General features: G+C 61.2%; 11 protein-coding genes. 5 read left to right on the top strand and 6 right to left on the bottom strand.

Annotated features, from left to right (window positions below; translation table 11 throughout):
- The first annotated feature begins 18 nt into the window (after positions 1-18).
- Genes BXA01_RS12610 through BXA01_RS12590 form a run of 5 tightly spaced genes read left to right on the top strand, consistent with a single transcriptional unit; the run spans position 19 to position 9371 of the window.
- Positions 19-1731 (top strand): DUF2138 domain-containing protein, encoded by a 1713-nt coding sequence (locus tag BXA01_RS12610; protein WP_076564293.1) that lies wholly within the window; start codon positions 19-21, stop codon positions 1729-1731.
- A complete protein-coding gene (locus BXA01_RS12605) occupies positions 1716-2366 on the top strand; it encodes a DUF1175 domain-containing protein (protein WP_076564292.1) in 651 nt (216 codons plus the stop codon). The genes BXA01_RS12610 and BXA01_RS12605 overlap by 16 nt, the downstream gene beginning before the upstream one ends.
- Entirely contained in the window at positions 2363-6934 is a 4572-nt protein-coding gene (locus BXA01_RS12600) for an alpha-2-macroglobulin family protein (protein WP_076564291.1), read from the top strand. The genes BXA01_RS12605 and BXA01_RS12600 overlap by 4 nt, the downstream gene beginning before the upstream one ends.
- Position 6935: 1 nt before the next feature.
- Positions 6936-8555 carry a DUF2300 domain-containing protein gene (locus BXA01_RS12595; RefSeq protein WP_076564290.1) on the top strand — a complete coding sequence of 540 codons (1620 nt, stop codon included), beginning with the start codon at positions 6936-6938 and terminating at the stop codon, positions 8553-8555.
- A 3-nt stretch (positions 8556-8558) separates the two neighbouring features.
- A complete protein-coding gene (locus BXA01_RS12590) occupies positions 8559-9371 on the top strand; it encodes a YfaP family protein (RefSeq protein WP_076564289.1) in 813 nt (270 codons plus the stop codon).
- A gap of 6 nt (positions 9372-9377) precedes the next feature.
- Here the strand turns inward: BXA01_RS12590 and BXA01_RS12585 are convergent, their stop codons facing one another.
- The 6 genes from BXA01_RS12585 to BXA01_RS12560 form a co-directional block, all read right to left on the bottom strand.
- Complete coding sequence (locus BXA01_RS12585; RefSeq protein WP_076564288.1) at positions 9378-9812, bottom strand: hypothetical protein; 435 nt, start codon at positions 9810-9812, stop codon at positions 9378-9380.
- A 408-nt stretch (positions 9813-10220) separates the two neighbouring features.
- Positions 10221-10967: a S24 family peptidase gene (locus BXA01_RS12580; protein WP_071173711.1), complete on the bottom strand. Its 747-nt coding sequence runs from the start codon at positions 10965-10967 to the stop codon at positions 10221-10223.
- 217 nt (positions 10968-11184) lie between these two features.
- On the bottom strand, positions 11185-11712 hold the full coding sequence (ppa, locus tag BXA01_RS12575) for an inorganic diphosphatase (RefSeq protein ID WP_003205933.1): 528 nt from the start codon (positions 11710-11712) through the stop codon (positions 11185-11187).
- 112 nt (positions 11713-11824) lie between these two features.
- Positions 11825-12637, bottom strand: coding sequence for a zinc-dependent peptidase (locus BXA01_RS12570; protein WP_076564287.1), 813 nt, complete (start codon positions 12635-12637; stop codon positions 11825-11827).
- 4 nt (positions 12638-12641) lie between these two features.
- On the bottom strand, positions 12642-13292 hold the full coding sequence (locus tag BXA01_RS12565; RefSeq protein WP_016773001.1) for a DedA family protein: 651 nt from the start codon (positions 13290-13292) through the stop codon (positions 12642-12644).
- 228 nt (positions 13293-13520) lie between these two features.
- On the bottom strand, positions 13521-13982 hold the full coding sequence (locus BXA01_RS12560) for a GNAT family N-acetyltransferase (protein WP_016773002.1): 462 nt from the start codon (positions 13980-13982) through the stop codon (positions 13521-13523).
- Positions 13983-14054 lie beyond the last annotated feature (72 nt).

Genomic DNA, 14054 nt, shown 5'->3' with positions numbered 1-14054 from the left:
AACTCGGATGTTGTGAACATGAGCGATAACACTGTGACTCCAGCTGCCGCGACACCGGCGGCCAAACCTTCGCGGCGCTGGCCGCTGGTATTGCTCGGCCTGTGCCTGGTGGCCGGTGTGGCGGGCGGTTTCGGCTGGCTGCTGCTCAAGCCCAAAGCGCCGCCGGCGACACTTGCCAGTGACAAGCTCGGCCTCGGCCGTCCAGACGCCTTGCTCGAAACTCGCTCGCTGAGCCAGTTGCCCAAGGACCTCCTGACGGTGCCGTTTCTCAAGGCCACGCTCACCGAGGATTTCGTCTTCTATTACGAAACTCACGCCGACCGCCTCGGCCTGATCGGCAGCCTGCGCCGGATCATCTACGAGCATGACCTGAAGTTGCAGGACAGCCTGATCGAGCAGCTTTTCGATCAACCGGCCGATGTTGCGCTGTGGCGTGGCGCCGATGGCCGCTTGAAGGATTTCCTGCTGGTGATGGATCGCGGCGGATTGGCCAAGCTGCTCGAGCCGTTGGCGAAAGTGGCGCTGGATGACACTCAGCTCAGCATCTTCGGCACTCTCAAAGTCGGCGGCGATGACGTGCCGCTGTATCAACTCAGCTACAACGCCAGCAAATCACTGCTGTTCGCGTCGCGCGGCGACAAACTGGTGGTGTTGTCCAATCCAGCCAAGTACTACGACCCCGAGAGCGGCGTCTCGGAGGAGTCGGGCCGCGTTTCCGCGCAAGCGCTGGCGGCGTTGCTCAACGGCGAAAAACTCTTCCCCGAAGCGTTCGGCTTGCCGGCGAAAAGCCCGGAAACCAAGCAGCGTCTGTCGGTCAATTCCAGCGTCCTCGCGATGGGCTATCAGCGCTTCATCCCGAATTTCGCCGGGCTGCGTTTCGACATGGACGACAAGGGCTGGCACAGCTATCTGGCCATGGATGAGCTGGAAAACCAGCCGGACTTCGACTTCAAACCGGTCTGGCAAGCGATGCCGCTGGGGGCGAGCGCTTGCGTGGCCCTGCCGGTGGCGGCCGAGCCGCAGAAGCCGATATTGATCAAACTCGGTGCCGATGAAGCTGTTGCGCAAACGCTGACCGAACACGTCGCTGGCGCGGCTGGCCTGTGCTGGTACGCCGATTCGCGGCTGTACACGCCACTGCTGGTCGCCAGCCTCAAAGACGAGGACAGCAGCAAGCTTGATGGTGATCTGGGCAAGTTGTTCGGCTCGATGGTCGGCGCGTTCGAAGCCAATGTCGCCGAAAGCGTATTCCCGGTGATCGACAAGCAGGAAGGCCAGAGCCACGTCTGGCAGCGTCAGGTCAGTTCCAGTTTCGGGCCGTACGCGGCGAAGACCGCCGAGAACCCGGAGGCGATTTCCGGCAAGGCGTTCATGAAAGTCAGCCTCGCCCGTCATGGCTCGACGCTGCTGTTTTCCCTCGACGACAAACTCGTCGATAAAGCCCTCGGCACCCTCGACAAGCGCTTCCCGCCGATGGCGGACGTTTTGCCAAAAGACGTACTGATGCCGATCTACTTCGGCCCGGACGCGATGGCGCAACTGATGCAGCGCGAAACCCTCGACAGCCTGCCGCAGGACATGGAGCCGGTGTTTTATAACGCTGCGCAAACCTACCTGATGCCGAAACTGCGCACCCTCGGCGGCTACGGCAAATATGCCCTGACCCTGCCCGAAGGCAGTGAGCCGGACGGCCACTGGCAATGGCTGCCGCTGGAATGGAAGGCGTTGTGAGCGCACTGATCCGCAGCCTCGGCTTGCTTGCTTTGCTGCTGAGCGCAGGCGCCCGTGCGGTTGAAGCGCCAGCGCTCGACCCGGCGCAATCCCAAGTGTTTCGCGCCTGGTTTGTGCGTATTGCTCAAGAGCAATTGAGCCAAGGCCCAAGCCCGCGCTGGTATCAGCAGGACTGCGCCGGCCTGGTGCGCTTTGCCGCCAACGAAGCGCTGAAAGTCCACGACGACAAATGGCTGCGCAGCAATGGTCTGTCCAATCGCTATCTGCCGCCGGAACTGACCCTGAGCAACGCGCAACGCAAGCTCGCGCAACAGTGGCAGCAGGGCGACGGCAAGGTCGGGCCGTACGTCAACGCGATCAAACTGATTCAGTTCAACAGCCACCTGGTCGGCCGCGATGTGGCGCAGGCGCGGCCCGGCGACCTGATGTTTTTCGATCAGGGCGACGATCAGCACCTGATGATCTGGATGGGCCGCTACATCGCCTATCACACCGGCACCACCACCCCCACTGACAACGGCATGCGTTCGGCAAGCCTGCAGCAACTCATGACATGGAAGGACACCCGATGGATACCCGACGCAGCCAACCCCAACTTCATCGGCGTCTATCGACTGAACTTTCTCTCCCAATGACCGGTGCCCGCATGTTGCGTATCTGTTCGCGAATTTCTTTGCTGTTGGCGTTGTTGCTGCCGTTTTCCTGCGTCAACGCCGAAGACTCGGTGGAACCGAGCAATTACACGCCGGTGGCCGGTGAGAGTTTCTTCCTGCTTGCCGACAGCAGTTTTGCCAGCGACGAGCCGGCGATGGTCCGCCTCGAAGCCCCGGGTCGTGACTACCGGCGCTTTCGCATGGAACCGTACGGCGGCGCCGACATTCGCGTGTATCGCATCGACAAGCCGCTGGATTTCCTCAAGCGCCAGAAGAACCTGCATCGCGTCGTCAGCGACGGCCAGTTCAAGGGCGAAGGTCTGTCCAACACCCTCGCGTATCTGTGGGACAACTGGTATCGCAAATCCCGCCGGGTGATGCAGCGTGCGTTCTCCTACGAGTCGCGCAAGCAGGTCACCGAAGAAGTGCCGGAGCTGAAAATGGGGGAGGCCATGGCCGCGCCGACGCCGTACGACGCGCAGCCGCAATTCGCGCTGATCCCGGGTCTGCCGGTGGTCAGCCAGTTCCGTTATCCACTGTGGCAGGCCAAGCCGATCCAACCACCGGCCGGGGTCAATCTGGCCGGCTCGTCCAGCGACTTTGTCAGCGTCGCACCGGGCAACGTTTACATCCCGTTGGGCAACCTGAAGCCTGGGCTGTATCTGGTCGAAGCGCTGATCGGCAAGTACCGCGCGACCACCATGGTTTTCGTCTCCAACACCGTCGCGGTGAGCAAGATTGCCGGTGATGAACTGCTGGTCTGGGCCGCGCGCAAACACGAGGGCAGCTCGGTGCCGAAGGTCAATGTGCTGTGGACCGATGGCCTCGGCGTGATGAGCAGCGGTGCTACCGATGCCGACGGTCTGCTGCGCCTGAAACACGTCAGCCCGGAGCGTTCGTTCGTCATCGGCGAGGACGAAGAGGGCGGCGTGTTCGTCTCGGAAAACTTCTACTACGACAGCGAAATCTACGACACCAAACTGTATGCCTTCACCGACCGGCCGCTGTATCGTCCGGGCGATTGGGTGTCGTTGAAAATCGTCGGTCGCGAGTTCAAGAATGCCCGGGATTCGGTTCTGCCGGGCGCGGCGGATGTCAGTGTCAGCGTGCTTGATGCCACGGGGACCGAACTGCAGACCCTCGATCTGAAGCTTGATTCGAAAGCAGGTACCCAGGGCCGTTTCCAGTTGCCGGATAACGCCGTGGCCGGTGGTTACGAGATCCGTTTCAACTACAAGGAGCAGGCCTACAGCAGCGCCTTTCGTGTGGCTGAGTACATCAAGCCGCACTTCGAGATCTCGCTGAATCTGGCCAAGCAGGATTACCGCACCGGTGAGCCGGTGAAAGGCAGTCTGGTGCTGCTCTACCCCGACGGCAAACCGGTGGCCAATGCCAAATTGAGCCTGAGCCTGCGCGCCCAGCAACTGTCCATGGTCGACAACGAGCTGCAATACCTCGGGCAATTTCCGGTGGAGCTGACCAGCACCGAACTGACCACCGACAGCAAGGGCAACGCGACCCTCGATTTGCCGGCAGCCGATAAACCGAGCCGCTACATGCTCACCGTGTTCGCCAGCGACGGCGCGGCGTATCGGGTCAAGACCACCAAGGAAATCCTCATCGACCGTGGCGCGGCGAGTTTCCGCTTGAGTGCGCCGCAGCGTTTCAGCGCGGTCGGTGACAAGGTTGCCTTCAGCTACGCCAACGAGGGCGGCACCGAACAAAGCAAAGCCGTACCGAGCAGCTACGCCTGGGTGCGCCTGGAAGATCAGAGCACCGGCGAAGGCAAACTCGCGGCGAATGACAAAGGCTTCAGCATGGCCTTCGAACGCCCGGGCACTTACAACCTGACCTTGAAAGATCAACACGGTCGCGTCCTCGGCGCCACCGGCCATTCGGTCACCGGCGACGGTGTGAAAGCGGTGCCGGGCACAGTGGAAATCGTCCTCGACAAACCCGAGTACAAGGCGGGCGAAGAAGCGCTGGCGCTGATTACCTTCCCTGAGCCGGTCAGCGATGCACTGCTGTCGCTGGAGCGCGACAAGGTCGAGGCCACTGCGCTGCTGGCCAAGGGCGCTGACTGGTTGAAGCTGGAAAAACTCAGCGACACCCAATACCGCGCGCGCATTGCGGTGAAGAATAACTTCGCGCCGAACCTGACCTTCTCCGTGCTCTACACCAAGGGCGGTCAGTACAGTTTCCAGAACGCCGGGATCAAAGTGGTCGCGCCGCAAATCGACGTGGCGATCAGCACCGACAAAGCGGTGTACCTGCCGGGCGATACGGTCACGGTCGACCTCACCACGCAGTTCGCCGGCAAAGCGGTTCCGGCGCATCTGACGGTCAGCGTGGTCGACGAAATGGTCTACGCGCTGCAACCGGAAGTCGCGCCGAGCATCGACCAGTTCTTCTATCACCCGCGGCGCAACAACGTGCGTACCAGTGCCAGCCTGTCGTTCATCAGCTACGACGTGGCATTGCCGGGCAGCCCCGGCGCACCGGGCAAGGCCAATCGCAGCGAGCGCGGCGTGAAAGTGCTTGAGCGTCCGCGCCGTGAAGACGTCGACACCGCTGCATGGCAGCCGGAGTTGTTGACCGGCGCCGACGGCAAAACCCGCTTCACCTTCAAGATGCCGGACTCGCTGACCCGCTGGCGCATCACCGCGCGGGCGATTGCCGATGACGGTCAGGTCGGGCAGAAGAAGCAGTTTGTACGCTCGGAAAAACCGCTGTACCTGAAGTGGAGCGGGCCGAGCAAATTCCGCAAAGGCGATCAGCCGCAGCTTGGCGTGTTTGCGTTCAGTCAGGCCGAAAAAACGGTCAAGGCTGAACTGGTGACTCACTATGCCGGCACCGAACAACGTCTGCCGGTGACCCTGAACAGCGGCATCAATTACTTGCCGCTGCCGGCGTTTGCCCTGGCCTCTGGCGAGTGGACAGCGGAGCTGGTGCAGGACGGCAAAGTCGCCGATGCCCTGGCTGTGCGCTTGAGTGCAACCGGAGAAGGTTGGCAGGTTACCCAGACACAAAGCCTCGACGTGGTCAGCGGCGATACGCCATTGAGTTTACCGGCGGATGCTACGGATATTCGCCTGCGTCTGGACGACAGTCCCCAAGCGCTGTTCCGTTCCGCCCTCGATGATCTGCTGAGCTACCCGTACGGCGGCGTCGAGCAGACCGCCAGTCGCTTGTTGCCATTGAGCATCGCTTATCCGTCGCTGGCCTCGAACCCGCAGATTCGCGATCGCTTGCGTCTGATCATGCAGAACAGCCGCCTGCGTCTGGTGCAAATGGCCGGGCCGTCGGCGAGTTTCACCTGGTGGGGCTACGACGGCGAGCCGGATGCATTTCTCACCGCCTATGCCTATTACGCTGACTGGAATGCCAGCCGCGTACTCGACCTGAGCCTGCCGCCGGAGCACTGGCAGCGCGTACTCGAGGTGTACGCCAAGCAAGCGCCGAATACGCCATTGCTGCAGCGGGCGCTGATTCTGTCGTTCGCCAAACAGATGCAGCTGCCAGTGAACACGCTGCTCAGCGGTTTGATTGAGGATCTGGTCAAGGCCGGTGAAGGCGCTGCCGAAACCTTGCTCGACGACGGCCAGGACAGTCTGGTGATGAACGACCCGGATTCGGCGCTGGGTCTAGCGGCGGCGCGGGTACTCACTGCATCGTTGGCGACGCAGGCGAAAGTTGCTTTGCCGGAGGCGTTCAATCGGCAACTGGGCGCAGCGCAACAACGTCTGGCGGTCAGCTCGCAGCCCTTCGTCGAAGCACTGAACCTGTCGCTGCAACCGTTTGATCAGGCCCGTGCGACGGCGTTGTTGCAACGCCTGTTGCCGCAGCAATCGACGCTGGAACGTGCACTGGCGCTGACCTGGCTGCAACGCAGCATCGCTCAGGCTTCGCCGACCATCGCGCTGATGCCGGGTGAGGGCTGGAAGAAAAACTACGGCGCCAGCGGCGAGATGTACTGGATATGGCAAGGCGCGACGCCGTTGCCGAATGTGCTGAGCGTGTCCGGCACGCAAGAGCGGCCGCTGCGTGCAGCTTTGAGCTTCCAGACGCAACAGCCGCAGGTCGATCCGATGGCCGTGACCATCACCCGGCGCCTGTCGCGGCTGGTGCCGGGCGACGAAGCGTTCACCTTCAAACTCGAGCCGGTCGGCACTAAACCGCTGTCCAGCGACAGCCTGTACCTGGATGAGGTGATCCTCACCAGCAAGGCACCGAAACCGCTGCGCTACGGCATGCTTGAAGTGCCGCTGCCACCGGGCGCGGATGTCGAGCGCACGACGTGGGGCATCAAATTGCAGGGCAAGGACGGCACCGAGCCGACCGCGCTGGAGAAGGCGCGTTTCGAACCGGGTCAGTTGGCTTACGCGGTGCCGGTCGATGCATTGAGCGGTGAGTTGCGCCTGCGCCATCTGGTGCGCTTCTCGCAGAAGGGCCAGTTCAACCTGCCGCCGGTACGCTTCAAGCAGGTGTATGCACCGCAGCATCAGGCCCAGGAGGCGAAAGCCGCCCTCGGTCAGGTCACGGTCAACTGACATGCCCCGGCCGCTGTTGTGGCTGCTGATGTGCGTGATGCCTGCGCTGGCGACAGCGCAGGATGAGCCGTTGCGCGTGGCCTATCAGGGTGAGTTGTTGTCGTTGAGTCAGACGCAACTGATCAAGCGCGAACCGTTGCCAGTGTCGCTGGATGCGCCGCTGGGCAGTCTGTGGAAGTTGTTCGTCTACGCGTGGCTGGTGGATACCGGTGCACGGGAACCGGCTTATGAATGTCGCGGGCAGTCCAATGAAGAAGTTTATTGCTGCTCGGCGGGCGGCAAGATCGAGCGGGATCAGGCACTGGTGAAGTCCTGCGGTCTGTATTTCGAACCGGCGCGGTTGGGCATTGCAGCGACGGATTGGCGTGAGTATTGGCAGGCGCGGCAGGCGCCGTCGTGGTTGCTGGATTTGCCAGCCGTGCAACCGGCAACAAGGGTTTCGGTTGCCGAGTTATTGGGCGTTCTGGCGTTGCTGCCAGCGCAGGATCAGATGCGTCGCGTGTTGCTCGATGTCGTGCTGAACGCGGCGGACGGCAATGTCGTCGGCGAGTTGGGCGGGCGTTTGCGGGTGAAAACCTGGAGCTGGCTCGGCGACCAGGACGCACTATCGCGGCAAGGTGGATTCGCTGGCTGGACCACCGATGGCGCGCCGATCTGGGCGGGCGGGCGCGGCACCAGTCAGATGGTCCTGCGTCATTACGGCCAAGCGTTGGCCAGCGTATTGCCGACGGCGTGGCCAGCGGACGCAGGACGTTGTGTGGAAGTCGGGCTGTTCTCGAAATACCCGGTGTCGAAAGTTCTGGCCGGAGATCGTGTTGCCACGTCCGGGCCATTGCGCGGCGACTACCGCGTCGAATTCGCCAACGGCAACGCGCTTGACATCCACAGCGATGGCGAATTGTTTCTGCTCAACGACAAACTCGTCGCAAGGCTTGATCGCGAAGAATATGTAGCCCGCGTTCTTGAGCGCGAAGCCAAACCGCAACCCGCCGAAGCCGCCAAGGCGCTGGCCGTAGCGATCCGCACTTATCTGCTGCAAAACGCCAGACGCAACGGCGACTGCCTGAGCATCGACGATAGCAGCAATCGCCAGCGCGTCGCCCCGCGTCCAGCCTCGGCCGAGTCACGCAACATCGCGGCGTGGACGGCGGATCTGGTACTGGCCGGCAGCACCGTCACCTATCACTCCGACCAGCCGGGCCCAGACAAACTCGCCTGGCAGCAAGCCGTCGAGCAAGCGAATGCCGGCCAGCGCTACGACGCGATTCTGCTGCACGCCTATCCACGCGCCAGCCTCAGCCGCTGGGACAACCCGGTCGCCTCCTGCGAAGCATTACCCGCCGCGCAAGACTGGCTGCAGAAGCAGCGGCGCGGCTGGCGTCCGAGGCTTGAAAGCGAAACCGGCTACAACGAAGTCAGCACTTTCGCCGTGTGCAAACTCGCCTTCGGCCGGCCCTTCGTCGACCGCGAGCGTCAGCGCATTTATGTGCGCGGCGTGCTGACCCTGCAGGATCGCCTCGATCTGGCCCACGAATATCTGCACCTGGCCTTCGAAGCACACCCCAACGGCCAGGATGAAACCTACATCGAAGGGCTGGCCCGTCACCTTTTGCTGGAATAGACCATGACACTCCGTTATCCACAGGTCTTGCTGCTGCTCTGTGCCCTCAACTTACTGCCGCAAGCGTTCGCCGCCGATGGCGTCAAACTCGACACCCCGGTCGGCGGCTGGCGCAGCGGCGCACCGCAAGGCGAGGGCGAGAGCTTTCGCCAGACCGTCAACTACCCGGCCTCGTCGGTCAACACACCGCTTGGCCAGGCCAATACCGCGAGAATCAGCGGCCAGATCAAAGCCGTGCCGAAAAACAACGAACCCGGCCGCCTGATCGTCAACGGCGTCAGCATGCCACTGAAAATCGACCCAACCGGCGGCTTCGATCGCCCGTTCTCCTTCCCCAACGGCAGCAACAGCGTCGAAGTGCGCAGCGCCGACGGCCAGCAACGCCACCGCACGCAATTCCTCAACGCCCGCGGCGGCGCCACCCCGGCCAAATTGCGCGTGCTGCTGGCCTGGGACAGCGACGGCACCGACCTCGACCTGCACCTCGTCACCCCCGACGGCGCCCACATATGGTACGGCAACCGCGTCGCACCCAACGGCGCCGCCCTCGACGTCGACGTCACCACCGGCTACGGCCCGGAAATCGCCGCCATGCCCGCGCCGATCAAGGGGCAGTATCTGGTGTATGTGAATTATTACGGCGGCGGATATCGCGGAGATGACGAAGGTGGGGATGAAGCTGTTCAGGCGCTGACCACGGCGCAGGTGACGGTGATTACTGAAGAAGGCACGCCGAGCGAGAAGATGGAGACGTTTGTAGTGCCGATGCGGACGGCGGGGGAATTGACGCTGGTGAAGTCGTTCAGTTATCCGTGAATCCGGCTAATCAGGAAAAACGCCGCAAAGCGCATTGCCCTGATAACCATGCACGATCGGCCCCAGCATCATGAACGGCCCGCAGGCGTAGAACGGCGACGGCACCGTTTGTTTTGAATAGAGCAAAACAATTTCATTGCCGGACTCGTCACTGCCAAAGGACTGCTCGGAGTACGAAGTACACACGGGCAATTTGAGCGGAACAGGAATGATCAACGCCCAAACCGTGATGCCACACCATTCTCGGGTAGGCGCTGATTGCGCGGTTCGGGTAATCGCTGGCGTGAGCGAACGAGCGCTTAGAGCTTTGTACTCGTCAGTTCTGAGTGTGGTTTTCTCAGGCAAAGCCACGATGGCACCGACGCAGCCTGAGAGATAGAAACTTATCGCAGCGATCAGGATGACCGGTCCAAGCAGTGTGAGACGAGGGGCAAATCGCACGTTTTAACTTCCTTGTGAAGCGCTTGGGAACTGTAGTGCCCAGCTTGTTTGATTCCTTCCAAGCGAGAGGCGTAGCCTTTTCGCAGGCATTAAAAAGCCGGCTTGTGGCCGGCTTCTCGGGGACTGGCTTGGTTTATTTTTGGTAAACCGCGCCAGCCTTCAAAACGTACATCCGGATCTGCGTCCGGCTGTGGGACTTGGTCAGACGTTGGTCTGCCTCGTCGGGCGTCATCCGAGCCGCAGGGCGGGTCGATGCGCGAATGTGGGGCGCAGGATACTGAGTTTTGCTCTGGATTCCCAGCCTCGAGTGCGGTTTAGAGCGACTGAAGCAGTACAAATCCTGGATTTGTACCGGTTATCAGGGCCATCTTCGCGGGCAAGCCCGCTCCCACAGGTTCTGGCAAACAATCACAGAAACGGCACCACCGGCCGGCGCTTGCCCAGTGTCGACCACCAGAATACCCAGCCAAGAATGTGAATCCGCTGCTCTTCGATCTGCGCCGGCCGGAAGACCTCGTCGGGGTATTCGGCGCTGTTGTGGCTGCGCATGCGCAGGCCATTGCCGGGCATGCGGTGCAGGTATTTGATGCGCAGCATGCCGTCGTGTTCGATGGCGTAGATTTCGCCGTCGACGACCTGGGTCAGGCCGCGGTCGATGGCGACGATGGAGCCGTCTTCGATGCGATCGGCCATGCTGTTGCCGATCATGTGCGCGCAGATGGCGTTGGCGTGCTGGATGTCGAGTTGATCGAGGTGGGCGCGGGGCAGGCGCAGGGACTGGTCGGGGTCGAGGATGACGTGGGTTTTGCCATCGCCGTTGGCGATCGGGGTTTCCTTGAAAAATGCCAGGTCGATGTCGCTGGGGTTGATGACGGTGTAGACGCCGCAGATGGACTGGGCATCGAACGTGTCGCCGTTGCTGGCGGGTGGGTGCAGGCGCGCGACCTCCTTGACGCCTTCCCCGGTTTTCAGCCATTCACTATTGACCGACAACAGGCGTGAGACTTCTTCCATGCGATACGCCGGGACGCCCCGGGTGTACCAGTTATGAACGTTTTGGGCTTCCGTGCCCCAGAACCTTGCGAAATCCGTGGTGCTGATGTTCGCTGCTTCCAGGAGTGCCTTGAATCGTGGACCGCTAGTGTTCTTTCTCATAAACACAGAGTCTACGGCCGGACTAGAGCGGTTTGAATAAACCTGGCGTTCAAAAAAAGCCTGTATTTTGCGACGGGATGTAAGACGTACTTGTGGGAAATTAAACAGATTAAAACTGCATGTAGGAAATTAAACGCTTTGTTTATTCGAAGCTCGCAGACACAAAAAACCCCGGAAATCCGGGGTTTTTTTCAAGCGTCACGCAAGGCGCAATGGCTTAGCCCTTGTAGGCGGCAACCGACTTGGTGATCGCTTCGCGGGCGGCGTCTGCACCGGCCCAGCCTTCGATCTTGACCCACTTGCCCTTCTCGAGATCCTTGTAGTTCGCGAAGAAGTGCTCGATCTGCTGGATCAGCAGGGGTGGCAGGTCGGTGTATTCCTTCACATCGACGTACAGCTGCGACAGCTTGTCGTGTGGCACGGCGATGACTTTGGCATCGCCGCCGCCGTCGTCGGTCATGTTCAGGATGCCGACTGGACGGGCGCGGATCACCGAGCCTGGAGCAACCGGGTAAGGAGTCACGACCAGCACGTCGAGGGGATCACCGTCGTCAGCCAGGGTGTTCGGGATGTAACCGTAGTTGGCCGGGTAGAACATTGGGGTGGCCATGAAACGGTCAACGAACAGGCAATCGCTGTCTTTGTCGATTTCGTATTTGATCGGCGCGTGGTTGGCCGGGATCTCGATCGCGACGTAGATGTCGTTCGGCAGGTCTTTGCCAGCCGGAATCTTGCTGTAGCTCATTGGGCGTTGCCCCCGTAGTTGACCAAAAACACTTGGCCGGATTGACCAAAAAGTGGCGGCGATTATAGGCACATTCCTACGCCGACGCCACGTACCAGAAGTCGTGCAGAGCTTAGTCGTGCGCCTGATAGACCGGGTCTGTGGCCTGAAGTTGCCGCAGTCTGCCCAACGGATCCTGCCGGTAGAAAAGCTGCAGTTGCAAGTAGACCTGTGGATAAGCCTCATGCAGCAGATCCGGGGCGCTGAAGAAGTATTCGCTGGTGACGGCGAAGAACTCCGCCGGGTTCTCGGCGGCATAGGGATCGATGGCGGTTTCGGTGTCGGGATTATGGTCGAGCTGGCGATTGAGGTCGTCGTAAGCGGCCTGCATCACCGTGGCCCAGTCGCTGACGCGCATGTCGGTGTGCAGTGGCGGCAGGCCGTTGGCGTCGCCGTTGAGCATATCGAGCTTGTGCGCCAGTTCGTGGATCACCAGGTTGTAGCCTTCCCAGCCACCGCTGGCCTGTACGCCGGGCCAGGCGAGAATCACCGGCCCCTGTTGCCAGGCTTCGCCGCTGTGTTCGCCGTCCCACTCATGCTCGACGCCGCTGGCATCGCGATGACGTTGCGGGCTGAGGAAGTCATCCGGGTACAGCACGATCTCGTGGAAACCCTGGTACCAGTTCAGATCACCGAGATGCAGCAACGGCAACTGTGCTTGCGCGGCGAGCAGCAGGCGCTGTTCCTGATGCAGTTCGACGCCGGGCAGGGCGGTCAGGTGTTTGTCGTCGAGAAACAGCACACAGGCTTCGCGCAACCACTGGTCTTCAGCAGCGCTGATGCCATCGAGGAAGGAGAGTTGATGGCGCACCCGTTGCCACAGGTCGTCGGCAATCGGGTGCCTGGCCAGGAGGCGCCGGCGTCGCCAGGCGCTCAGTGACCACATCGGATCAGTGCGATTGCACTTTGGTGCCGCCGAAACGGCTGCGCACCACGCCGATGATCATCGGCACCAGCGACAGCAGGATGATTGCCACCACCAGCAGCGAGAGGTTTTTCTTGATGAACGGCACGTTGCCGAAGAAGTAACCCAGAGTGACCAGACCGCCGACCCAGAGGATGGTGCCGAGCACGCTGAAGCCGAAGAAACGCGGGTACGGCATCCGCGCCACGCCCGCGACGAACGGCGCGAAGGTGCGGATGATCGGCAGGAAACGCGCCATGGTCACGGTCTTGCCGCCGTGCTTGTCGTAGAAGTCGTGGGTTTTTTGCAGGTAGTCGCGACGGAAGATTTTCGAGTTCGGGTTGCTGAACAGCTTCTCCCCGGCCGTGCGTCCGATCACGTAGTTGGTACTGTCGCCCATGATCGCCGCCAGCATCAGCAGGCCACCGAGCAGCACCGGATCCATGCCGCCGCCGGCCGCCACTGCGCCAGCGATGAACAGCAGCGAGTCACCCGGCAGGAACGGCATCACCACCAGACCGGTTTCACAGAAGATCACCAGAAACAGGATGGCGTAGATCCATGGCCCATAGTTGTTCACCAGCAAATCGAGATACACATCGAGATGCAGGATAAGGTCGAGCGGGTTGAAATCCATGGGGGCACCTGTATGACGGCCCGACTCGGCAGGCCTGTGCGGATGACTTCGTGTAAGCCTACAGCGGGGTGTAGTTTTTCTTACAAGCCGGAAAGATCGGGATTATACGGTCTGACCGTTGAAAAGCGCGCCGGTTTTGTAGCGGGGAGTGTCGCGAAGTGAGCAATTGTCAGGGAAGGGGCGGCCGTGGCGAGGGAGCGAACTCCCTCATCACCGAAGCCGTTGGAGTCAGAGCTCGTCGCTGATTGGCAGTACGTAGTTCTTGAACTCGGTGTCTTCCTTGAAGCCGATCGATTCGTAAGTTTTCTGCGCCACTTCGTTGTTCGCGCTGGTCGAGACGCGCATGCGCACGGCCTGGGTTTCCTTGGCCATTTTCTTTGCGGTGCGGATCAGGTTGTCGGCGACCAGTTGCCGGCGCGCATCTTCGGCGACGTAGATGTCGTTGAGAATCCACACGCGTTTGAGCGACAGCGACGAAAAGCTCGGATAGAGCTGGCAGAAGCCCATGAGTTTCTTGTCGTCATCGTCGGCCAGGGCCAGATAGATCACCGACTCTTTGCGGCGCAGGCGTTTTTCGAGAAACGCGCGAGAGGAATCCGGGTAAGGCAGGGAGCCGTAGAACTCGCGATATTTGACGAACAAAGGAGTCAGCAAATCCAGATGTTCGAGGGTCGCTTGAATAATCCGCATGATAGGTCTCGTCTTCAAGTGGCTGTCTTCAACTGCTCTGACGGCGATGGGAAACCCGGGCGGCCGTGCGTC

Source organism: Pseudomonas sp. B10 (genome assembly GCF_900156235.1).
Lineage (GTDB): Bacteria > Pseudomonadota > Gammaproteobacteria > Pseudomonadales > Pseudomonadaceae > Aquipseudomonas > Aquipseudomonas siliginis.
This window is presented reverse-complemented; position numbering and strand designations above follow the sequence as displayed.

Bases quoted from the DNA above. Each gene is read 5' to 3' on its own strand.
- BXA01_RS12610 (WP_076564293.1), top strand. From the start codon at position 19: ATGAGCGATAACACTGTGACTCCAGCTGCCGCGACACCGGCGGCCAAA.
- BXA01_RS12605 (WP_076564292.1), top strand. From the start codon at position 1,716: ATGGAAGGCGTTGTGAGCGCACTGATCCGCAGCCTCGGCTTGCTTGCT.
- BXA01_RS12600 (WP_076564291.1), top strand. From the start codon at position 2,363: ATGACCGGTGCCCGCATGTTGCGTATCTGTTCGCGAATTTCTTTGCTG.
- BXA01_RS12595 (WP_076564290.1), top strand. From the start codon at position 6,936: ATGCCCCGGCCGCTGTTGTGGCTGCTGATGTGCGTGATGCCTGCGCTG.
- BXA01_RS12590 (WP_076564289.1), top strand. From the start codon at position 8,559: ATGACACTCCGTTATCCACAGGTCTTGCTGCTGCTCTGTGCCCTCAAC.
- BXA01_RS12580 (WP_071173711.1), bottom strand. From the start codon at position 10,967: ATGAGAAAGAACACTAGCGGTCCACGATTCAAGGCACTCCTGGAAGCA.
- ppa (WP_003205933.1), bottom strand. From the start codon at position 11,712: ATGAGCTACAGCAAGATTCCGGCTGGCAAAGACCTGCCGAACGACATC.
- BXA01_RS12570 (WP_076564287.1), bottom strand. From the start codon at position 12,637: ATGTGGTCACTGAGCGCCTGGCGACGCCGGCGCCTCCTGGCCAGGCAC.
- BXA01_RS12565 (WP_016773001.1), bottom strand. From the start codon at position 13,292: ATGGATTTCAACCCGCTCGACCTTATCCTGCATCTCGATGTGTATCTC.
- BXA01_RS12560 (WP_016773002.1), bottom strand. From the start codon at position 13,982: ATGCGGATTATTCAAGCGACCCTCGAACATCTGGATTTGCTGACTCCT.